The following is a 22,013-nucleotide window of genomic DNA, read 5'->3' as shown; positions in this document are numbered from 1 at the left end:
CTCCGGGACGGGCAGGACATCTCGCTCGGGCCAGCCCCGCAAACCCGATTCCATCGGGCATTCAACTGACCAAGGTTTTGCATGACGCGCTATATTTTTGTCACTGGTGGCGTGGTTTCCTCATTGGGGAAAGGTATCGCCTCCGCCTCCCTGGCCGCCATTCTCGAAGCCCGCGGCCTCAAGGTCACCATCCTGAAGCTGGACCCGTACATTAACGTGGATCCGGGCACCATGAGCCCGTTCCAGCACGGTGAGGTTTACGTCACCGAAGATGGTGCCGAGACGGATCTGGATCTGGGCCACTACGAGCGATTCATCCGCACGCGCATGTCCAAGCGCAACAACTTCACCACCGGCCGAGTCTACGAAACCGTGCTGCGCAAAGAGCGCCGCGGCGATTATCTGGGCGGTACCGTGCAGGTGATCCCGCATATCACCGACGAGATCAAGCGCCGCGTCGTAGAGGGCGGCCGCGACGTGGATGTCGCTATTGTCGAGATCGGCGGCACCGTGGGGGATATCGAATCCCAGCCATTCCTCGAGTCCGTGCGCCAGCTGCGCGTGGAGCTGGGCGTGAATCGCGCACTGCTGATTCACCTGAGTTATGTGCCCTATCTCGCCACCGCCGGCGAGACCAAGACCAAGCCGACCCAGCACTCCGTAAAAGAACTGCGCTCCATCGGCCTGCAGCCCGATATTCTGCTGTGCCGCTCCGAGCGCGAAATCGACGATGATTCCCGCCGTAAGATCGCGCTGTTCACCAACGTGGAAGAACGCGCGGTGGTGCCGCTGCCGGACGCCAAGACTATCTACGGTGTGCCGCGGCTGCTGCACAGCTACGGTCTCGACGATATCGTCGTAGATAAGATGCAGCTGGATTGCCCGGCACCGGACCTGTCCGAGTGGGACGCCGTGGTTGACGGCAAGCTGAATCCGGACCACGAAGTGAAGATTGCCATGGTCGGCAAGTACATGGAGCTGCTGGACGCCTACAAGTCGCTGATCGAGTCCCTGACTCACGCCGGCATCAAGCACCGCTGCAAGGTGGATATCGACTTCATCAACGCGGAAGATGTCGAAGGTGAGGGTGGCCTCGACCTGATCAAGGGCGCCGATGCGATTCTGGTCCCGGGCGGCTTCGGTGAGCGTGGGCTGGAAGGCAAGCTGGAATCCGTGCGCTACGCGCGTGAAAACAATATTCCGTTCCTCGGTATCTGCCTTGGCCTGCAGTCGGTAGTGATCGAATACTCCCGCAATGTGCTTGGCCTGAAAGATGCCAACAGCACCGAATTCGATGTGAATACCTCCAACCCGGTCATCGGCCTGATCACCGAGTGGATCGACAAGGAAGGCAAGGTCGAGAAGCGTGACGAGCAGTCTGACCTGGGCGGTACCATGCGCCTTGGCGGCCAGGAATGTCGCCTGGCCAAAGACAGTAAGGCGCGGGAAATCTACGGTTCCGATGTGATTGTCGAGCGCCACCGCCACCGTTACGAAGTGAACAACAACTATGTAGATCGGCTGCAGAAGGCCGGCCTCAAGATAGGTGGCTGGTCCGCGGACGATACGCTGGTGGAAATGGTCGAACTGCCGGAGCATCCCTGGTTCGTCGCCTGCCAGTTCCATCCGGAATTCACCTCCACGCCGCGCGACGGCCACCCGCTGTTCGAGAGTTTCATCGCCGCGGCGATGAAGCAGCACGAAAGCCAGGGTTCAAAGTAAATTAAGCCTTGCGCCCCGCCGTTCGCGGCGGCCGCGCTGGGATGAGGGAACAGACAGTGAAAACCATCGAAGTCGGAAAAGTTCAGGTCGCCAACGACAAGCCGTTCGTACTGTTCGGCGGTATGAATGTACTGGAGTCCCGCGACCTGGCCATGCAGGTTGCCGAACACTACGTAAAGGTCACCGAGAAGCTCGGCATCCCCTATGTGTTCAAGGCATCTTTCGACAAGGCCAACCGCTCTTCCATCCACTCCTATCGAGGACCGGGCATGGAAGAGGGGCTTAAGATCTTCGAGGAGGTCAAGAAAACCTTCGACGTGCCGCTGATCACCGACGTGCACGAGCCGCACCAAGCTGCGCCGGTGGCCGAAGTGGTGGATGTTATCCAGCTGCCGGCGTTCCTCGCGCGTCAGACCGACCTGGTTGCCGAGATGGCAAAGACCGGTGCGGTGATCAATGTGAAAAAGCCGCAGTTTATGAGCCCGCCGCAGGTAAAAAACGTGGTGGAGAAATTTGCCGAATGCGGCAATGAAAAGATCATCCTGTGCGAGCGCGGCGCCTGCTTCGGTTATGACAACCTGGTCGTCGATATGCTCGGCTTCCGCACCATGATCGACGCCTCCGGTGGTGCCCCACTGATTTTCGACGTGACCCATTCACTGCAAATGCGCGATCCGTCGGGCGCAGCCTCCGGCGGCCGCCGCGCCCAGGTCACCGAACTCGGCCGCGCCGGTCTGGCCATCGGTATTGCCGGCCTGTTCCTGGAAGCCCACCCGAATCCGGACAAGGCGCTGTGCGACGGCCCCAGTGCGCTGCCGCTGGAAAAACTGGAGCCCTTCCTGGCACAGATGAAGGCAGTGGACGACCTGGTCAAAGGCTTTGCGCCGCTGGATACCAAATAATTCGAAGGCCCGAAACTGAACTACGCGATGTGCGTAAAGCGAAGGCTCCCGGCGGCAGGGCCGCCGGGGTGCAGGTTTAAGGCCTGGATTTGAACAAGATTATTTAGCCATTCACTAACATTCACAAAAAACATGGAGCCCTTGTTGATGAGCAAGATTGTCGCCGTAAAGGCCTACGAAGTGCTGGATTCCCGCGGTAACCCCACCGTAGAGGCCGACGTGATTCTGGAAGACGGTTCTATTGGCTCGGCCTGCGCACCGTCCGGTGCGTCCACCGGTTCCCGGGAGGCGCTGGAACTGCGCGACGGCGACAAGAGCCGCTATCTGGGCAAGGGTGTGTTGAAGGCGGTTGAGAATATCAACACCACCATCGCCGATCTGCTGAAAGGCATGGATGCCAGCGACCAGCGCGCCCTGGACCAGGCGATGATTGATGCCGACGGCACCGAAAACAAATCCAAGTTCGGCGCCAACGCGATTCTGGCGGTCTCTCTGGCCGCGGCCAAGGCAGCGGCAAAATCCAAACACATCCCGCTCTACCAGCACATTGCCGAAATCAACGGCACTGCCGGCCAGTACTCCATGCCGGTGCCGATGATGAATATCCTCAACGGCGGCGAGCACGCCGACAACAACGTGGATATCCAGGAATTCATGGTTCAGCCGGTCAAGGCCGAGAGCTTTGCCGAAGCACTGCGCCAGGGTGCGGAGATCTTCCACTCCCTTAAAAAAGTACTGTCCAGCAACGGCCTGAATACCGCAGTGGGTGACGAGGGTGGCTTCGCACCGAACCTGCCGTCCAACGAAGCGGCACTGAAAGTGATCGCCGAGGCGGTGGACAAGGCCGGCTACACCCTCGGTGAGGACATCACCCTGGCACTGGACTGTGCCTCCTCTGAATTCTACAAAGATGGCAAGTACGACCTGGCCGGCGAAGGCAAGCAGTTCGATAGCGAAGGCTTCGCCAGCTACCTGGCCGACCTGTCCGCCAACTACCCGATCCTGTCCATCGAAGACGGTATGGACGAGAGCGACTGGGACGGCTGGAAAGTGCTGACCGACAAGATCGGCGACAAGGTGCAGCTGGTGGGCGACGACCTGTTCGTAACCAACACCAAGATCCTTAAGCAGGGTATCGAGAAGGGCGTAGGTAACTCCATCCTGATCAAGTTCAACCAGATCGGCTCCCTGTCCGAAACCCTGGACGCGATCAAAATGGCGAAGGATGCCGGCTACACGGCGGTGATCTCTCACCGTTCCGGCGAAACCGAAGATACCACCATTGCCGACCTGGCTGTCGCTACCGCCGCTGGCCAGATCAAGACCGGTTCCCTGTGCCGCTCCGACCGCGTGGCCAAGTACAACCGTTTGCTGCGTATCGAAGCCGAGCTGAACGGTTCTGCTCCGTACCGCGGCCGCGCCGAGTTTAAATAAATGCGGAATGCGGAATGGGGAATGCGGAATGGATATGCCTCTAATGGCGTGGAATGCAATATTCCGCATTTCGCATTCATGAAGTACATCCATGTACTTCACCCCTCCGGGGCTGCCTTCGGCAGTGCAAATCGCAAGTCCTGGCGATTTGTCATCATTCCGCATTTTTGGTAACCGGAACGAAATCCGATGCGCTGGCTGTTGGCAATTCTCGTGTTGCTCCTGCTCACCTCCCAGTACCGACTCTGGGTCGGTGAGGGCAGTCTGGCAGAAGTGACGCGCCTGAAACGCCAGCTCACCCAGCAGCAGGAAAAGAACGCCGCGCTTGCGCGGGAAAACCGCCAGCTGCTGCGGGAAGTGCGCAGCCTGAAAGAAGGCACCGACGGAGTGGAGGCAAAGGCGCGCTATGACCTCGGCCTGATCAAGGATGGCGAAACCCTGTTTATCTTTCTCGACCCGGAAGAGGGTAAAGAGTGATTAGTGGCTCTCTCGTTAGCGGTTATTGGGTGGTGGTGCCCGCCGCCGGTGTCGGCAAGCGCATGGGGGCGGACAGACCCAAACAGTACCTGCCGTTATTGGGGCGTCCGCTGCTGTCGCTGACGCTGAGCAATATTCTCACCTGGCCGGGGCTTTCCGGCATCGTTGTGGCTTTGTCCGCAGACGATGTTCACTTCCCCCATCTGCCTGAGGCGAAACACCCGCTGGTACACCCGATCACTGGTGGCGCCGAGCGCGCCGATTCAGTTCTGGCTGCTCTCAATTTTCTCGCCACACACGCATCGGAAGATACGCCCGTGCTGGTGCATGATGCCGCGCGTCCCTGCGTCGCATTGGACGATATTAGCGCGCTGCTGAGTGAGGACGTTTCCCCGATCGCCCTGCTGGCGCAACCGGCCAGCGATACCGTCAAGCTCAGCGGTGTCGAGCAGGGTTGTGCGGTGGTGGAAAAAACCCTGGACCGGAATCGTATCTGGCTGGCACAGACTCCCCAGCGCGCACCTCTTGGCCTGCTGCACTCCTGTTTGCGGCGCGGGCTGGAGCAGCACGCCGCGATCACTGACGAATCCAGCGCGCTGGAGCTGTTCGGTCATTCGCCGCAACTGGTGCCCGGGCGGCGCGACAATATCAAGGTGACCCACCCCGCAGATATCGTGTTGGCGGAAACCATACTACGCCTGCGCTATGCGCCCACAGAGGAAAAGAGATAGTGAGTTTTCGAATCGGCCAGGGCTTCGATGTACACGCATTTGGCCCCGGCGATCACGTGATATTGGGTGGGGTAAAAATCCCCCACGAGCGTGGGCTGAAGGCGCACTCCGATGGCGATGTGCTGCTGCACGCACTGGCGGACGCCATTCTGGGCGCGCTGGCGCTCGGAGATATTGGCCATCACTTTCCGGATACCGATGACAGCTACGCCGGCGCCGACAGCCGCGGGCTGTTGCGTCACGTGGTTGCTCTGGTTGCCGAGCGCGGCTATGGCCTTGTGAACGCAGACTGCACGCTGATCGCCCAGTCCCCCAAAATGGCGCCGCATATCGATGCCATGCGGACCAATATCGCCTCTGACTGCAACGTGGACGCGGGCGTGATCAGCGTCAAGGCCACAACCAGCGAGAAACTGGGTTTTACCGGTCGCGGGGAAGGCATTGCTGCCCAGGCGGCGGTCCTGCTCGGGCGCGGCGATGCCTGACATCGATAGCTTCGACTGGTCACTGGCGCTGGACTGGCCGCGGGCTCTCGGAGGGGTGCCCATTGCCGGCGAATTTCGCAGTACGCCGGAAGATTTTGTGGTGGAGGAGCTGGCAGCGCCGGCGCTTGCCGACAACGGTGAACACGTATATCTGCAGGTGCGCAAGCGCGGAGCCAACACTGCCTGGGTGGCGCAACAGCTGGCGCGACTGGCCGGCGTCCGGCCTCAGGATGTCGGCTACTACGGCCTTAAAGACCGCCATGCGGTGACTACCCAATGGTTTAGTGTCTGGCTGGGACAGAAGCCGGCGCCGGACTGGGAGCGGATAAACAACGACGAAATCTCGTTGCTGCAGCATCACCGCGGACCGCGCAAGTTGCGTCGCGGCGAGCACAGCGGCAACCGCTTTCGAATCCGGCTGCGCAATATTCGCGGCGACCGAGAGGCGGCCGAGCGCGTTTTGGTCGGCATTGCCGGCGGAGTACCCAATTACTTCGGCGAGCAGCGTTTCGGGCGCGACGGTGGCAATTTGCAGCTGGCGCGCCGGCTGGCGGAAGAAAACGGTCGCTGCCGCAAAAGTGACAAGGCATTTGCCATGTCCGCCGCTCGCAGCTGGCTTTTTAATCAGGTGCTCGCGGAGAGAGTGCGCGAATCGAATTGGCAGCAGCCACTTGCCGGTGAGCCGCAGTCCGAACCGACAGGCCCATTGTGGGGGCGCGGCAGGAATTTGGCGACGGAGACCCTCGCCGAGCTCGAGGCACGGGTTCTGGAGCCCTGGCAGCGCTGGTGCGACTGGCTGGAGCACTGTGGGCTGAAGCAGGAGCGCCGTCCGCTGGTACTGCGCCCGGAGGCCTTTAACCATGTGTGGGAAGGGGACGACCTTGTGCTGGAGTTCGCCCTGCCGGTGGGGGCATTCGCAACGGCGCTGTTGCGGGAGGTGGCAGAGCTGGTCAATGTAACGGGCGCCACATAGAATCTGTGACTCGGGTTTGGCGCGATTCGCGCTGCAGAAGTTGGAAATAAGAAGAATATGGATCGCTTGAGACGAGAAGGTCTGGGGATGACCTCCCAGCGCACCCGCAACCGCCTGATACAACGGTTGCGGGAGGAGGGGATCAGCAACGAGGAGGTGCTGGATGTAATGGCGTCCACGCCCCGGCATCTTTTCCTGGATGAAGCGCTGGCCATTCGCGCCTATGAGGACACTGCGCTGCCGATCGGGTACGGGCAGACCATCTCCCAGCCCTATATTGTCGCGCGCATGACCGAGATACTGCTGAGCCGTGCCAAGTCGTTGCACCGGGTACTGGAGGTGGGCACCGGCTCCGGTTACCAGACTGCCATTCTCGCGCGTCTCGTCGATCAGCTCTATTCCGTGGAACGCATCGAGCCCCTGCTGGATCAGGCGCGGCGACGACTGCGGGAGCTGGACCACTTCAATGTCGAATTCAAGCTCAGTAACGGAGGCTTTGGCTGGCCGGAGAAGGGCCCCTTCGACGCCATTCTGGCGGCTGCCGCTCCTGCATCCATTCCTGAAGAGCTGAAAGAGCAGCTGGCCCCCAACGGCGTGCTGGTCATTCCGGTTGGCTCAGAGCGTCAGTTCCTGACCGTCGTCACCCGTCGTGAAGACAGCGATGAGTTTGACGTCGAAAAACTGGAGGCAGTGCGCTTTGTGCCGCTGCTGAGTGGTGTCGTTCGATGAATCTGTCGGGCCTGTTTAAAAGCCGCTATCCGGGCGTGGTCGCGCGCGGCATGGCTATGGGCGCGGCTGACGTGGTTCCCGGCGTGTCCGGCGGTACCATCGCCTTTATCACGGGTATCTACCAGGAGTTGCTCGATTCACTGAGCCGTATTGGTCCCCATTGCATCACCATACTGCGCCGCCACGGCCCTGTGGTTGCCTGGCAATATATCAATGGCAGTTTCCTGCTCGCCCTGTTCAGTGGCGTACTGATCAGTGTCTTCAGCCTGGCGCGCTTGATCGGTTATTTGCTGCAGACGTACCCGATCGTAGTCTGGGCCTTCTTTTTCGGTCTGGTGTTGGCATCAGCGGTGCCGATTCTGCGCAGTATTCCCCGCTGGTCGGTTTCGGTGGTGCTTTTCCTGCTGATCGGCGCGGCGACTGCGGTGCTGGTCAGTGAGCTGCGCCCTGGACAGATCCCCGCGACGCCGGTAACACTGTTTCTCTCCGGTGCCCTCGCGATCTGTGCAATGATACTGCCCGGTATTTCAGGGGCATTTATATTGCTGCTGATCGGTATTTATCCGCGAGTTCTCGCGGCTGTGCACGAAATGCAGTTGCTGTACCTGGTTTGTTTTGCCGCCGGCGCCGGCACCGGACTGCTGTTGTTCAGCCGGCTGCTGTCCTGGTTGATGCACCATTACATTGCCCGCACCCTGGCTTTTCTTGCCGGCATTCTGCTGGGTAGCCTGAAGATAATCTGGCCATGGAAGCTGCCGCTTGCCGGCGCGGAAGAGGGGGTGAATAAATTGGCGCCGCTGATGTCCAACACCTCGCCGGCTACTTACAGCGCCCAAACCGGCGAGAATGCTTACCTGGGGGCGGCAGTAGCCGCGGCGATCGTCGCCGCGATTCTGGTACTGTTGGTGGATTCTCTCGGGAGAAAGCATCGAGAGGGGAAATCCTGCGTCTCGCCGCAGTAAGATCTGCAAAAGATCGGAGTGGCAACTTTTTATGAAGGATTTCGGTGATTTTTTAGAGCTTTTTTTTAGACACTTTTCCCATAAATGCGGCCGTCTGATGTAAAAAGAGAATAATGAAATGTCGTTTCTTTCAGCATAGCCAGCGTCAGAAATGGCGGGACAATTGCCCTGTTTCTGGTCATTTTTTTTCGCTGGTGTTTAAAATTTTGAGCGTGGTGGTACTGCCGCTGCTCCTCTATGCCTGTGCCTCGCACCCAGCACCCACCAGCTCACTGAGCCAGCCGCCGGACATTCGAATCAAGCATCACACGGTTGGCCGCGGGGAAACCCTATATTCAATTGCGTGGCGATATGGCAAGGATTTTCGTGATCTGGCGGCGATCAACGGTATTTCTGCACCTTATCAAATCTATCCAGGGCAGCGCCTGCAGCTGGCTGGGCGCCCTGTAGTCGCCGTCGCTTCCAAGGTGGTCAAGAAGCCCCGTCCGGCGCCCATGCCCCAGAAAAAACCAATCATCAAGAGTTCAAAATCTTTAACGCAAGGGAAGCCGCGCCAGCCGATTTCACGGGCGTCCGGCTCCTCCATCCGCTGGCGCTGGCCGGCAAAGGGCAAGGTCATCAGCAGGTTCAGTTCCGGCGACCCATTGCGGAAGGGAGTTGATATCGCCGGTGAAAAGGGAGAATCTGTACTCGCAGCAGCCAATGGCACCGTGATCTACGCGGGAAGTGCGCTGAGAGGCTACGGGAAACTGCTGATCGTCAAGCACAGTGAGGAGTATCTGAGTGCTTATGCCCACAACCACAAGTTACTTGTGAAGGAGGGCAGCGAAGTCAAAGCGGGGCAGAGGATAGCGGAATTGGGTTCAAGTGGTACCGACCGCAATAAGCTCCACTTTGAGATTCGACGAAACGGTCAGCCTGTCGATCCCCTTGCTTATCTGCCATGACTCGAGTGATAGTCAGAAAGCTCTGCAAATAAAAATGGATTTTTAATTTGTACCACTTGAGGTAGTCACTGGACTCGTGACGACTGCAAGGTCTGCCGGTCCCGTGACTGTCGCACAGACGGTAACGCAGCTGATAAGCCAGTCATGGCGCAATCAGTTTGCAGTGCGGCTGATATTGGCAAAGTACAAGGAGTAGGGGAAATGGAAGCACAACGGCAAGACCAGTCCGTGACTGGCCCCGCAGATGATCTTCCTCCTGAGTTGGCAGCAGATCAGAAACAGCAACAAATAAACCAGAAAGAGGGCAAGAACGACGGCCGCACCCGGAGACCAGCGGCAAAAAAAAACTCCGAACCCACCCCCCTGAAGGCTCGAGTGCGCAGGCTGGACAGTGATCGTCACCTGCAGAAGAATCTCGACGCCACTCAGTTGTATCTCAATGAAATTGGCTTTTCCCCCCTGCTGACCGCAGAAGAAGAGGTTTACTACGCGCGCAAGGCGTTGCGTGGCGACTCGGCGGCAAGAAAGCGCATGATCGAAAGTAACTTACGGCTGGTGGTAAAGATTGCGCGCCGGTATGTGAGTCGCGGTCTGGCGCTGCTGGATCTGATTGAAGAGGGCAACCTGGGCCTGATTCGCGCGGTGGAAAAATTCGACCCTGAGCGCGGTTTCCGCTTTTCGACGTATGCCACCTGGTGGATCCGCCAGACGATTGAACGGGCCATTATGAATCAGACCCGGACGATTCGGCTGCCGATTCACGTGGTCAAAGAACTGAACGTTTATCTGCGTGCATCCCGTGAACTGGCACAGAAGCTTGACCATGAACCCTCGGCGGAAGAAATCGCGACTCTGCTGGAAAAGCCGGTAGGTGATGTCGAGCGAATGCTGGGGCTCAACGAACGTGTTACTTCGGTGGATACACCAATTGGCCCGTCGTCGGAAAAGACCCTCGTCGATACGATTCCGGATCAGCAGGAATCGGATCCGGCAGAACTGCTACAGGACAGCGACCTATTCGACAGCATCAACCGCTGGTTGGGTGAGCTTCCGGACAAGCAGTGCGAAGTGGTTTCCCGCCGGTTCGGTCTGCGTGGATTTGAGGCCAGCACCCTGGAAGAAGTAGGGCGTGAAATCGGCCTGACCCGTGAGCGTGTGCGCCAGATCCAGGTGGATGCTCTAAAGCGGTTACGCGAAGTGATGGAAAAGCAGGGGCTAGACGGTCTTTCCCTGTTCGGTAATCTTTAAATTTGACAAGTAATAATAAAAAGCCCGCGGAGGCATTGTTCTCCGCGGGCTTTTTCTATTTTTCCGGCAGGTTTTCGGCTGTCGCTGATGCTCTCGCCAAGTGCGACAGTGCCGTGCCAAGCCTTGTTCACAGTTATTTCTGTACCCAGCGACCAATGTTGTCCTGATAGTACTCTCCCGGAGCCACTCGGGCTTCGAGTTTTTCGGCCGCTCGCGCCGCAACCTGGGCGATATCAATATTATTGCGTTTTGCGATCCGGGCATATTCGGCTTTCCGCTTGGCGTTGACTTCCGCCACCAGCTTTTCGAGGTCCGGAGAGCTTTGGCTCACTACGGCGATGTAGCCACTGTTCGCCTCTCCGACAAGGCCCTGGCTCTTGGCTTCGCTCAGGCTGATGGCCAGTGCCGGCAGGGCGATGATCAGGCCCAGAAACAGCAGCGCAGTCTTAACAATCTTCATGATTCGACTCCTTAGAAAATGCCTTCTTTGTCCTCGAAGAGGTTGTCCAGCTCCCTGTCAACCTTTACACGGATTTCATGTTCAATCTTCACATTCAGGTTGACGGTTATCGGCTCACTGGGGGCCTGCACCGCTACCGTCGGTGTACACCCTGCGATAACCATAGCGCAGAGTAACAGTGCAGGAGTCAGTCTGGTGGTCGTCATCTGACGCTCCTCAGGGTTTTACTTCAGGGGTTATTGTATTGGCCCAAGCTTAACCTAATCTGAACCGGAATGTCGGCGGGTGAATCACTGAATCTGGCGTTCAAGCGCCTCACTGAGGTCCCGGCTGGCCTGCAGCGAGCGAAGCATGGCGGGGATATTGTTTTCAAGATTCAGATTGATAATCAGATCCCGGTCCGCGTCCACAGACTGACTGCGTCCTATCAACTTGAGTTGCAATTGCATATCGCCACTGGGGGGATATTCCAGGGTGCCGGACAGGGCCCGGTAATTGTAGTCCTCCAGAGCACCGGCAATCAGTTTCAGCTGCGGGTTGGTGGATAACATCTCGGCAGAAAAGGCACCGTAATAGCGTAGCCTTCCGCCCGGGGGGCGGGCTTCAATAGTTCCCTTCTCTACGGTTATTCCGTCGGCGTTCGTGAGCAACGGAATTCGCATGTCGATAATGCCGGAAGCGGCAAAGTTCCCTGCTTCGGTCTCCCGTGCCAGCTCTCGCAGAGAGATTTCGTTGAGAAGGACCAGGCTCCTGCGCTCTTCGCCATTGAGATTCCAGGTCAGCGCCTCTGATTGCAGGGTTCCACTTAACAGCTTCGCGCCGACGTCGCCCAGCTTCAGGTCTCCCTTTTCATCCAGTGACACTGCGAAGCGAATGTCCTTGATGGGGAGCCCCACATCGAGAGTGTCTATTTTTACCGGCCGTGGCTCTGCTGTCAGCCAGTGTCCTGTTCTCTTGCTTAATGTCAGCTTTGCCTGAACTCCGGTGGCAAAGCTATCTTTGTAGACAACCGCCACATTATTCAGCTCGATGTCTGCGGTGTCACGGGAGGACCGATCCTGGGGCCAGGACAGACTTCCCTTGGCAGCGACTTTTCCGGCAACGATATCCAGTGGCAGGCCTTGCACGGCCTTACTGAGCGGTTGTTGTTGGCTGAATTTCGCTTCCTCCAGCGTGAACGCAGCGAATCCCTTCGCGGATTCCAGATCGTGATGCCATGTTGTCTGTGTCCGCAGGCTGCCTAAGCGTATATGACCCTCGCCGCTGAGCCTTTGATCCTGAAAGTCGAGCTTTCCATTAAGCAGCGGTTCGAGCTGGTAGCTGCCCTGGGCGGTAAACTTGAGTCCTTCTGAGCTGTAGCGGCTGCTGAGCTGCTGCTTACCGCTGTGCTGCTGGAACTGAAAATTGTCAAAATTTACCGCGCCGGAAGCGGTCAGTTGGTCGGCTTTCACTAGAGCAAAGTCCGCGCGCAATTTTTTGCTGTTACAAGTTTGCTTACCATTCGCCAGCGTGCAGTCCAGCAATGGTGATGTGAGCCGCAGGTTGTCGACCCCGATACTGTCGCTGGTGATTCCCTGTGCAGAAAAATCCGTGTGGTGGAATAGCCAGCGCTGGCCATTAGCTTGCAGGGTAAAGTTGAGTTGTGTATCGACTGAAGGCTTACGAATGGAGAGCTTGCTGGCGCTGTGCGCAATTCTCTCCGCCGTTGCGGCGAGCCTCAGGGAGCAGTTGCTCTCTTCCGAGATCATGCAATTAATCTGCTGCAATTTGGAGCGGACGGGCGTGTCACTACCCTCGGTCGCCAGCTGCAGTGTGACAGGCCCACCAGTCATCTGGATAGTGCCTGGCCAATGTGGAATGTGCAGCTTCAACGCCTCCAGTAATTGGGCAATCACCTTTCCTTTGATCCTGTCTTTGTCTGCTTCCACGGCGAAGCTGAATTTCGCCCGGCTATCCGGTACCAGCGTAAGGCTGGCATCGCTCAGCCAGTGCTGATTGCCATCTCCGCGTTCGTGCAGTGGTTTCATTTTTGCGGTGCCATCGAAACCAATAGCACCGGATGGCGAATCAATGGTTATGGCTTTTAACCTTTCCTGCCATCTCGGCGCCTTGAGGAGTGGTCCGGCGGCTTCAAGGTTTAGAGTGCCCTTCAGCCCGATCACGGGTATACCCGTGTCGGTATCGGTTTCAATGCTTAGGTCTAGCAGCGGCCGTTTCTGTCCAGCCGGTGTCAGCTTTACCGTGGCTGATCCAGAGACGCGCTCCCCGCGTATTGGCTGCAACGAAGTAAGCGCTATGTCGATGGGGATACCGTCGGTAGACAGTAACAACTCCAGTGGAACGCCGAGCAGCTCCTCTGGGAGGGTCAGCTGCAGTGACTCGCTGTGTAACTTTGCGCTGACTTTTCGATAGCCTTGGAAGTGAAATAGCTCATCCGGTATCTCTGCTTCAACACTGGCAGCCAGCTGCCCCGAAGCACTCGCCGCAATATCGTCAAGGCTTCCGGCCAGTGGCAGCCCGGTCAACTGCTCCAGGTCGGAATCGAGTTGTGCGGCAGCCCGCCAGGTACCGCTGTCTGTGGGTATCAAATTGCCGTGCAACGACAGCGCGGGTTCATGGCCCCGGGTACCGAGGCGGGCGACCAATTCTAGTTGCCGTTCCTGCGGCTGAATCTGCAGGGACAGCTGCTGTTCGCCACTGGATAAATTCGCGCTGATGGTATGCCTTTCGTGGTCGCGATGGAGTTCCAGTGCAGCAGATTGAGCGCCGTTTTCCGGCCAGATGAGTTCTGAGATTTGCAGTTGTTCCGGTAGATAAGCCAGCAATACCTTAGAGGCGTCACTGAGTTTGAAATCCTGCTCGGGCTGGGCGTCTCTTCTTTCCGGTGCTGCCACGTCGCTAACAGTGGCCTCCGGAGGTGAAAATTTCAGCTTTTCTATCGTCACTCGAGCCCGGTTCCGCCCCGTGGAAAAAATCATGCTGAAAGGGCGGACCAGTCGCATCTCTTCCAGTTGCAGTTTCGCGCCGCTATCGAGAGAGATATCGAGTCGTTCGATATCAGTTTGCCCGAAAGAAAACTTCAGTCCGTGGATCGCGTCAATTCTCCCGCCTTCAATCAGGGCGTTGATCAGGACTGGCGCAACACGGTCGCGTTCCCACCAGGCCCAGCTGCAGAGCGCAACGATCAGCAGAACTGCCGTGAGTGGGACAAAACGAGATTTGCGCACGCGTAACCTCATGAAACTGACTTGCGATTGCCGGGCAATTGTGGAAACTGGCAAGGATATAGAATTTCAGTGTAAACGGCCTGGAACAATAATAAGAGAGGCACCATTGGTGAATTTAGCTAGTCGAGCCATCCTGAATGGCGCGTTCATTTTCTTCACCCTGTTAGGCGGAGATACAGCCATGGCGTACGATCGAGTGAATGGCGAGGGCTTTGCCAGTCGTTCGCCGGTGCTGGCGACACAGGGCATGGCTGCGACCAGTCAGCCACTGGCGACACAGGTTGCACTGGATATCCTCAAGCGCGGTGGCAGTGCAGTTGATGCGGCAATTGCCGCCAATGCGGCTCAGGGGCTGATGGAGCCCACTGGAAGCGGGATCGGCGGTGACCTGTTCGCCATCGTCTGGAGCGCTGAAGAGGGCAAACTATACGGCCTGAATGCCAGTGGCCGATCTCCCCAATCCCTGCCATTTGAGTATTTTGCGCAAAACAACCTGTCGAAAATACCCTCTCACGGGCCACTGCCGGTATCTGTTCCCGGCGCAGTGGACGGCTGGTTTGAGCTGCACAAGAAGTTCGGTCGACTGCCAATCAAGGACATTCTGGCGCCGGCGATCGATTACGCGGAACAGGGTTTTCCGGTGACGCAGCTGGTGGCTTACTACTGGAACCGTTCCGTACCGCTGTTGGAAAAGTATCCGGGTTTCCGCGAAACCTATATGCCCGGCGGAAAGGCACCCCAGGAAGGCGACCTGTTCCGTAATCCGCGCCTTGCCAAGACGTATCGCCAGATTGCCGAGGGAGGACGCGACGCTTTCTACAAGGGGGATATCGCGAAGGAAATCGCCGCCTATATGAAAGAGAACGGTGGTTTCCTGTCATACGAAGATCTGGCTTCGCATAAATCCGACTGGGTGGAACCAGTTTCGACCAACTACCGCGGCTACGATGTGTGGGAGCTGCCGCCAAACGGGCAGGGTATTGCGGCGCTGCAAATTCTGAACATTCTCGAAGGCTACGACCTGGCTAAGCTTGGTCGCACCAGTCCGGAATACGTGCACCTGTTTGTCGAGGCGAAAAAGTTGGCGTTTGAGGACAGGGCAAAATACTACGCCGATCCCGCGTTTAACGAGATTCGTGTCGCGCAGCTGATCTCGAAAGAATACGCCGCCGAGCGGCGCAAGCTGATCGATCCGGATCGGGCCGCCAAGCGCTTCGACGCCGGCAATGTGGCGCTGCGCCACGGTGACACCATTTACCTGACCGTCGCGGACAAGGACGGCAATATGGTGTCGCTGATCCAGAGCAACTATCGCGGTATGGGATCGGGTATGACACCAGGAGACCTTGGGTTTATCCTGCAGGACCGCGGCGAGATGTTCAGCCTCAAGGAAGGGCACTTCAACCAGTACCAGCCCGGCAAGAGGCCCTTCCATACGATTATTCCCGCCTTTATAACCAAAGATGGCAAACCGTTCATGAGCTTCGGAGTCATGGGGGGGGCCACCCAGCCCCAAATGCATGCGCAGATCGTGATCAATATGGTGGACTTCGGTCTGAATGTGCAGGAGGCGGGCGATGCGCCGCGTATTCTGCACTCAGGCTCCAGCCAGCCGACGGATGAGGTCATGTCGGACGGCGGCTACATCAGCCTCGAAGACGGCTTCCCGATGGAGACCCGTCGCAGTCTGGTGCAGATGGGCCATCAACTGCGCTTTGAGAGCGGCCCTTACGGCGGCTATCAGGGTATCAAGCGCGACGGTAAGGGCGTGTATCACGGTGCGTCAGAGAGCCGCAAGGATGGCCACGCTGCAGGCTACTGATTGAATCCCGTCCCGCGCAAGGCGCTTATCCTGCATAGCAGCCCCTGCAGTCAGCGCGGTTTGTCGGGTTGTTGCGCCAGCGCGCATCGTGCTTCGGCGCCAGGGCATCGGCGGCCGGCTCGTTCTTGCTGGGGGATGTTGCCGCCGCACCGGAGACTTAAACGCCTTCCCGCTCTTGTGAATTTTTTATGGAATGATAACTTGTGCGCCGCGTCTCATTTTCCGGTGGCAAGGCCCTAGCAGAGGAAGTTTCAGACCATGAAAGATGCCCAACCCAGCACTGTTTACCTGAAGGACTACCGAGTGCCGGAATATCTGGTGGACAGCACCAGGCTGCACTTCGAGCTGCAACCCAAGGCGACCCTGGTAAAGTCGCAACTGAAGATCCGCCGCAACCCGGCGGCTGGAGAGGGATTGCCGCCGCTGGTGCTGGATGGTGTGGAACTGGAACTCTTGTCAGTCTCCATTGACGGCAAGCTGGTTCCCGCCAGCCGCTATCAGGAGCTGCCGCAGGGCCTGTCGATACCGGTTGATGCGCCGGAATTTGAGCTGGAGATCCACAACCGAATCAATCCGGAGGACAACACGTCGCTGGAGGGCCTGTACCTCTCCAACGGCATGTATTGCACCCAGTGCGAGGCCGAGGGCTTTCGCAAGATCACCTACTACCCGGATCGCCCGGACGTGATGTCCCGTTTCACCACCACGATAGTCGCGCCGCGGCAATATCCGGTCCTGCTGTCAAACGGCAATGAGACAGCCCGCGGCACTACCGAAGATGGGCGCCAGTTTGTCACCTGGGAGGATCCTTTCGCCAAACCATCGTACCTGTTCGCACTGGTGGCCGGTGACTTGCAGCAGGTCGAGGACAGCTACACCACCGCCAGCGGACGCGAGGTGAAACTGCAGATATTCACCGAGGCCAAGAATATCGGTAAGTGCGACCATGCCATGCGCTCACTGAAAAAGGCCATGCGCTGGGATGAAGAGGTGTACGGGCGAGAGTACGACCTGGACATCTTTATGGTCGTGGCGGTGGATCACTTCAATATGGGGGCGATGGAAAACAAGGGGCTGAACATCTTCAATTCCGCCTGCGTACTGGCTAGCCCGGAAACCGCCACGGACAGCACCTTCCAACGCATCGAATCCATAGTCGGCCACGAATATTTCCACAACTGGTCCGGCAACCGTGTTACCTGCCGCGACTGGTTCCAGCTCAGCCTGAAAGAGGGCTTTACCGTATTCCGCGATGCGGAATTCTCAGCGGACATGAATTCCCGGGCAGTCAAGCGCATCGAGGATGTGTCCATGCTGCGCACTACCCAATTTGCCGAGGATGGGGGCCCTATGGCGCACCCCGTGCGCCCGGATTCCTACATGGAGATATCCAACTTTTACACCCTGACCGTCTACGAAAAGGGTGCGGAAGTGGTGCGTATGATTCACACCCTGCTGGGTGCTGAGGGTTTCCGCAAGGGCAGTGACCTCTATTTCGAGCGTCACGATGGCTGCGCGGTAACTTGCGAAGATTTCATCAAGGCAATGGAAGACGCCAATGGCGTGGGCCTGACCCAGTTCCGGCGCTGGTACAGTCAGGCCGGTACACCGGTACTGGACGTGACCGACGCCTACGACGAGGCTACCGGCAATTACGCGCTGACCGTCAAGCAGTCCTGCCCGCCCACGCCCGGGCAGGAACAGAAGTTGCCATTCCATATACCGCTGGCGCTTGGTCTGCTGGGCGCCGAAGGCACGGACCTGCCGCTGGACTCGGCGGGGAATACCCAGGTTGTGCTCCAGGTGACGGAGCAGGAGCAGACGTTCAATTTCACTGGTCTGCAGGAAAAGCCGTTGCCGTCACTGTTGCGGGATTTCTCGGCGCCGGTAAAAGTGCGCTATGGATACACTACCGAGCAGCTGTTGTTCCTGATGCGCAATGACTCGGACGCATTCAACCGCTGGGATGCCAGTCAGCGCCTGGCGTTTATGGCGCTCGAACAGCTGCAGTCTGACTACCGCCAGGGCAAGTCGCTGTATCTGCCGGAGGCGCTGGTGGCGGCCTATCGCAGCGTGCTGCAGAATCGCGATCTGGATCCGGCACTGATTGCGGAAATGCTGGCTCTGCCGAGCGAGCAGACGCTGGCGGAGCAATCCGAACAGATCGATGCAGAGGCCATCATTGTTGCACGCAAATTTGCCCGCGGAGCCCTGGCGAAAGCCCTGAAGGACGATCTGCTGGTCTGCTACCGCGGCCTGCATAGCGACAAACCCTACAGCCCCGATGCGGCAGAAATTGCCGCGCGCAGTCTGAAGAATACCTGTCTGACCTATCTGTGTGTGACCGAGGATACCGACGCGCTCGAGCTGGCGCAGCAGCAGTTCCATCGGGCCAGCAATATGACCGACAGTGCCGCGGCACTGGGGGCACTGGTTAACTTTGCTGAGGCCGCCGATACGGAGGCGGCGCTGGCGCAATTTTATCAGCGCTGGCGGCAGGACACCCAGGTGGTGGAATTGTGGTTCGGCCTGCAGAGCACCAGCGCCAGGTGGGGAACCCTGGAGAAAGTGCGTGAACTGATGCAGCATCCGGCCTTCGAGCAGAAGAATCCGAACAAGGTCCGCGCGGTGATCGGTGGTTTCGCCAACCGCAATTTCACCCAGTTCCATCGTGCCGATGGTAGCGGCTTTGAATTTGTTGCCGAGCAAGTCATTGCCCTGGATAAACTCAACCCGCAGATTGCGGCGCGCCTGGTTATCCCGATCACGCGCTGGAAGAAATACCGGGGAGAACTGGGTGAAAAAATGCAGGGCGCGCTTCAGGCGGTAATGGATTCCGGCAAGCTATCCGCGGACCTGTATGAAGTGGTGAGCAAGAGTCTGGCTTGATTTCCAGAAGTTGGCATTTTTCGCCCGGCTGATGGGCGAGCTCAGTGCTCGCCCCGGCTTTGCTCTACAAAATGCGGCTGCCCCGTTCCCGCCCCAGTCGGATCAATTCGAGATCTCCGTCGGTCAGCCGCAACTCCGTCACCGACGTATAATCGGGGCGGAACTGTTTTATCCGTTTATCGCCCCGAATTTCCGCAACGATGGAGTTGATCACCATAAAATGGCAGAAAATTGCCGTGTCTTCTTCCAGCCGCAGTAGATAACTCAAGAGATCGCTGCGCCACGCCAACTGCCGCTCGTCCAGTAGATCCCAATTGCTGTCGAGCAGGGTGCGAATCCACCGGCCACGCTCTCTGAGTGGCATCCCTTCGGGTGATGGGATTTCCGTGACTGCTTTTTCTATGTTGACCGGGCGCTGCCAGATGTCTGCCAGTGGCTGGGCTGTCTGGCGCGCACGGGTCTTCGGACTGCTGGTAAGAAGAAAGGGCGTTGAACCGGCCAGCTTGCGAGCGAGCCGCTCCGCTTGCTGATGACCTAATTCGGTGAGTTCCGGGTCTGGTATGGTTGGCCCCTTTGCCGCTTCACCGTGGCGGACCAGTAGTATTTTTGTCATTGATTACAGGTAACCATTCAGCAGATCGTCTGGCACATCTTGCCACACTCTGGCCAGTTCCGCTGTGTCGAAGGGGCGCGCGGTGGGGTGATCGCCGAAGCGGCGGCTATGGCCCCGGTTGAAGCGGGGCCAGTCTGTGCCGGGGTCTCCGCATTCGGCAAAGTTCAGCCAGGCTTCGCGCATCGTATTGCTAAGCCGGTGGGGGTCGCTTTCGCCGCCGTACAGGGGTTGCAGGGCCATGGCGCCGTGGGTGCCGAAGACGTAGCCCAGCTCCACTGCGTGGCAGGCACCAAGCAGTGGTTGCGCGGCCAGGGGTTGGGCGAAGTGATAGTGGAATTGCTCGCCGCGGTGAGCCTGCAGCAGGCGCAGGCCGGGCAGGGTAAAGACCATATCCGTGAGTAGCAGGTTCCAGGTTCGGCTCCATTCGGGCCAGGGGTTGTCGTCGATGGAAGTCGCCAACTCGTGGTAGTAACGCAGCAGCGGGTCGAGCAGGTGGCCCGGCAACAGCCACTCAAGGCGCGCGCGTATCTGTGCGTCGTCCAGGGTAAATATCTGGGGGGCGGCGGCGCTGAACAGGTTCCATTCATCCAGGTTGCTGCCAAGCAACAGGGATACCTCGGGCGTGCCGCCACTCCGCAGGGTTTCCACGGCACTGGTTTGCAGAAGCTCGCCATCGAGCACCGGCTTGAAGGGCAGCTGCCCCCAGCACTTCTCCATGCGCGGATCGGTCATTACCGCCTGCTGGGCCTGCAGCAGGGCGCGGGTGCTGGCGGATTCCGGCGAGCTGTGGCCCGCCCGCTGCAGGTGCGTAACGAATGCCTGCGCCAAATCGTTGGCGCGCTCGATACTGTGCATTGCGCCGGGGTGGCCGCTCTGCATTATGGCGCGCCGGAAAAGGCCGCGACTGCGCGGCGCGGCAAGCATCGCAGCGATGCTCATGGCACCGGCGGACTCGCCAAAGAGGGTGATATTGTCGGGGTCTCCGCCAAAGGCAGATATATTTTTTCGCACCCACTCTAGTGCGGCAATCTGGTCCAGCAGCCCTTCATTGCCACTGGCGGGAATGTCGCAGAAATCCCGTAGGCGCAAAAAGCCGAGAGCGCCGAGCCGGTAATTGAAGGTAACGACAATGGCGCGACCGTTCGCGGCCAGATGGCAACCGTTGTAAATTTCCTGGCAGCCCGAACCAATAGAAAAGCCACCACCGTGCACCCAAAGCATCACCGGCAGTTTTCTTTCGCCAACATGTGGCGGGGCGTAAATATTTAGGTAGAGGCAGTCCTCGCTTTCCGGCGGCTCACCGTTGGGGCCGCACACTTCCATTAAGGAAGACGGGTTCTGTGCCGCCGGCATGCCGAAATTGATTGCATTGAATGGTACTTGCCAGGCCGGTAGCTGCTGCGGCGGTTGCCAGCGGAGTTCGCCGACGGCGGGGCGGGCGTACGGTATGCCCAGAAAACGCCTAACCCCCTTCCTTATATCAATTGTGCCGGCTATTGGTCCCACCGGCGTATCAACCAGCGCGCGACTTTTGCGGCTGTTGCAGGCGTTGTCGTTGTCTTCATCAATGGCCATCGAGGACGTCTTACTTCCTTATTATCGATTCATCCATAAACCGGTGGGCTCAGTATAGCTGGCGGTATTTTTTCTCTTGAAAGGTTCCCTGTAGCAGTCCATACCAAATATGGCTGTACAAAAAATGTGCAAATTGTGCAGGCTGGACTGTGGATGCAAAGGGAAGGCAAAGCTCATACCTATTAGCGGATCCATTCCAAAGCTTCCAAGGCGTCAGACGGCCGATTTAGCTTACGCGTGTTAGCACATGTGTAAATGAAGTTCCGCAAGTGTTGTAGGTAGGTGAAAGCATGATCGCAACGATTTATGAGAAGGGCACCCGCTCGTTGAAAGAGGTACCGCTGGATGACCTGGACTTGACTTCTGTTGGGCTGGTCAAGCTGCCCATGAAGTCGGACGAGATTGCCTCCTATGGCAGGAAGGGGATGGATCTGGTCGTCATCCTCAAGTCGGGTGAGCAGATTGTCATCGCCAACTTCTTCCAGGTTGACGAAGACGGTGATCGCAGCGAGTTGGTACTTGATGGAGAAAACGAGGTCGTGCACCTGGCGATGCTTGGTGGTGCGGGTTTCCCAGCTCCGGCTGCGGTTCCCGCCGCTGCCCCTGCTGCGGCGGCGTTTCCCTGGTGGGGTGCAGGTCTTGGGCTGCTAGGAGTGGGCGCTGTCGTCGCGGCCGCTGACGATGACGACGATGGCGGTTTGGGCCCGAGACCTCTTTTTGGCGAGGGCGACGACGACGACGACGACGATGACGACGACGACGACGACGACGACGACGACGACGACGATGACGACGACGACGACGACGACGACGACGA

Annotated in this window: 19 protein-coding genes; 14 read left to right on the top strand and 5 right to left on the bottom strand. The window is 58.4% G+C overall.

From position 1 onward, the window contains the following. Positions 1-81: 81 nt before the first annotated feature. From BLW36_RS12095 to rpoS, 11 genes are all read left to right on the top strand, one after another. Positions 82-1,722 (top strand): CTP synthase, encoded by a 1,641-nt coding sequence (locus BLW36_RS12095; RefSeq protein ID WP_091388786.1) that lies wholly within the window; start codon positions 82-84, stop codon positions 1,720-1,722. 56 nt (positions 1,723-1,778) lie between these two features. Further along, positions 1,779-2,624 (top strand): 3-deoxy-8-phosphooctulonate synthase, encoded by an 846-nt coding sequence (kdsA, locus tag BLW36_RS12090; RefSeq protein WP_425286755.1) that lies wholly within the window; start codon positions 1,779-1,781, stop codon positions 2,622-2,624. 147 nt (positions 2,625-2,771) lie between these two features. Beyond that, positions 2,772-4,058: a phosphopyruvate hydratase gene (eno, locus tag BLW36_RS12085; protein ID WP_091390124.1), complete on the top strand. Its 1,287-nt coding sequence runs from the start codon at positions 2,772-2,774 to the stop codon at positions 4,056-4,058. Between the two features lie 189 nt (positions 4,059-4,247). Beyond that, positions 4,248-4,535, top strand: a complete 288-nt coding sequence (locus tag BLW36_RS12080) for an FtsB family cell division protein (RefSeq protein ID WP_091388779.1) — start codon at positions 4,248-4,250, stop codon at positions 4,533-4,535. Next, a complete protein-coding gene (ispD, locus tag BLW36_RS12075; protein ID WP_244506242.1) occupies positions 4,532-5,266 on the top strand; it encodes a 2-C-methyl-D-erythritol 4-phosphate cytidylyltransferase in 735 nt (244 codons plus the stop codon). Before BLW36_RS12080 ends, ispD begins: the two co-directional genes overlap by 4 nt. Then, a complete protein-coding gene (ispF, locus tag BLW36_RS12070) occupies positions 5,266-5,751 on the top strand; it encodes a 2-C-methyl-D-erythritol 2,4-cyclodiphosphate synthase (RefSeq protein WP_091388775.1) in 486 nt (161 codons plus the stop codon). Before ispD ends, ispF begins: the two co-directional genes overlap by 1 nt. Beyond that, the gene (gene truD / locus BLW36_RS12065) at positions 5,744-6,724 is read left to right on the top strand and encodes a tRNA pseudouridine(13) synthase TruD (protein WP_091388772.1); all 981 of its coding nucleotides are present in this window, start codon (positions 5,744-5,746) and stop codon (positions 6,722-6,724) included. Before ispF ends, truD begins: the two co-directional genes overlap by 8 nt. A gap of 57 nt (positions 6,725-6,781) precedes the next feature. Continuing rightward, positions 6,782-7,453: a protein-L-isoaspartate(D-aspartate) O-methyltransferase gene (locus tag BLW36_RS12060; protein ID WP_170833203.1), complete on the top strand. Its 672-nt coding sequence runs from the start codon at positions 6,782-6,784 to the stop codon at positions 7,451-7,453. After that, a complete protein-coding gene (locus BLW36_RS12055) occupies positions 7,450-8,415 on the top strand; it encodes a DUF368 domain-containing protein (RefSeq protein WP_091388766.1) in 966 nt (321 codons plus the stop codon). Before BLW36_RS12060 ends, BLW36_RS12055 begins: the two co-directional genes overlap by 4 nt. 194 nt (positions 8,416-8,609) lie before the next feature. Beyond that, on the top strand, positions 8,610-9,362 hold the full coding sequence (locus tag BLW36_RS12050; protein ID WP_091390116.1) for a peptidoglycan DD-metalloendopeptidase family protein: 753 nt from the start codon (positions 8,610-8,612) through the stop codon (positions 9,360-9,362). 201 nt (positions 9,363-9,563) lie between these two features. Then, on the top strand, positions 9,564-10,610 hold the full coding sequence (gene rpoS / locus BLW36_RS12045; RefSeq protein WP_244506240.1) for an RNA polymerase sigma factor RpoS: 1,047 nt from the start codon (positions 9,564-9,566) through the stop codon (positions 10,608-10,610). A 133-nt stretch (positions 10,611-10,743) separates the two neighbouring features. Here rpoS and BLW36_RS12040 read toward each other — a convergent pair whose 3' ends face one another. From BLW36_RS12040 to BLW36_RS12030, 3 genes are all read right to left on the bottom strand, one after another. Beyond that, the gene (locus BLW36_RS12040; RefSeq protein ID WP_091388761.1) at positions 10,744-11,070 is read right to left on the bottom strand and encodes a YdbL family probable chaperone protein; all 327 of its coding nucleotides are present in this window, start codon (positions 11,068-11,070) and stop codon (positions 10,744-10,746) included. 11 nt (positions 11,071-11,081) lie between these two features. Continuing rightward, a complete protein-coding gene (locus BLW36_RS12035; protein ID WP_091388759.1) occupies positions 11,082-11,276 on the bottom strand; it encodes a YnbE family lipoprotein in 195 nt (64 codons plus the stop codon). Positions 11,277-11,360: 84 nt separating this feature from the next. Then, the gene (locus BLW36_RS12030) at positions 11,361-14,297 is read right to left on the bottom strand and encodes an intermembrane phospholipid transport protein YdbH family protein (RefSeq protein WP_170833202.1); all 2,937 of its coding nucleotides are present in this window, start codon (positions 14,295-14,297) and stop codon (positions 11,361-11,363) included. 181 nt (positions 14,298-14,478) lie between these two features. Between BLW36_RS12030 and ggt the strand changes: the two genes are divergently transcribed. Together ggt and pepN are read left to right on the top strand one after the other, a co-directional pair. After that, the gene (gene ggt / locus BLW36_RS12025; protein ID WP_170833201.1) at positions 14,479-16,119 is read left to right on the top strand and encodes a gamma-glutamyltransferase; all 1,641 of its coding nucleotides are present in this window, start codon (positions 14,479-14,481) and stop codon (positions 16,117-16,119) included. A gap of 258 nt (positions 16,120-16,377) precedes the next feature. Beyond that, on the top strand, positions 16,378-19,008 hold the full coding sequence (gene pepN, locus BLW36_RS12020) for an aminopeptidase N (RefSeq protein WP_091388750.1): 2,631 nt from the start codon (positions 16,378-16,380) through the stop codon (positions 19,006-19,008). Between the two features lie 64 nt (positions 19,009-19,072). Here pepN and BLW36_RS12015 read toward each other — a convergent pair whose 3' ends face one another. Both BLW36_RS12015 and BLW36_RS12010 read right to left on the bottom strand, forming a co-directional pair. Next, positions 19,073-19,621, bottom strand: a complete 549-nt coding sequence (locus BLW36_RS12015) for a histidine phosphatase family protein (RefSeq protein ID WP_091388747.1) — start codon at positions 19,619-19,621, stop codon at positions 19,073-19,075. 3 nt (positions 19,622-19,624) lie between these two features. Next, positions 19,625-21,196 carry a carboxylesterase/lipase family protein gene (locus tag BLW36_RS12010; RefSeq protein WP_091388743.1) on the bottom strand — a complete coding sequence of 524 codons (1,572 nt, stop codon included), beginning with the start codon at positions 21,194-21,196 and terminating at the stop codon, positions 19,625-19,627. Between the two features lie 290 nt (positions 21,197-21,486). Between BLW36_RS12010 and BLW36_RS17195 the strand changes: the two genes are divergently transcribed. Then, on the top strand, positions 21,487-22,013 hold a 527-nt coding region (locus BLW36_RS17195), incomplete at its 3' end, for a BapA/Bap/LapF family prefix-like domain-containing protein (protein WP_139304886.1).

It is taken from the genome of Microbulbifer marinus (genome assembly GCF_900107725.1).
GTDB lineage: Bacteria > Pseudomonadota > Gammaproteobacteria > Pseudomonadales > Cellvibrionaceae > Microbulbifer > Microbulbifer marinus.
Note: the sequence above shows the minus strand (reverse complement) of the source record. Positions and strands in the feature narration are given on the sequence as shown.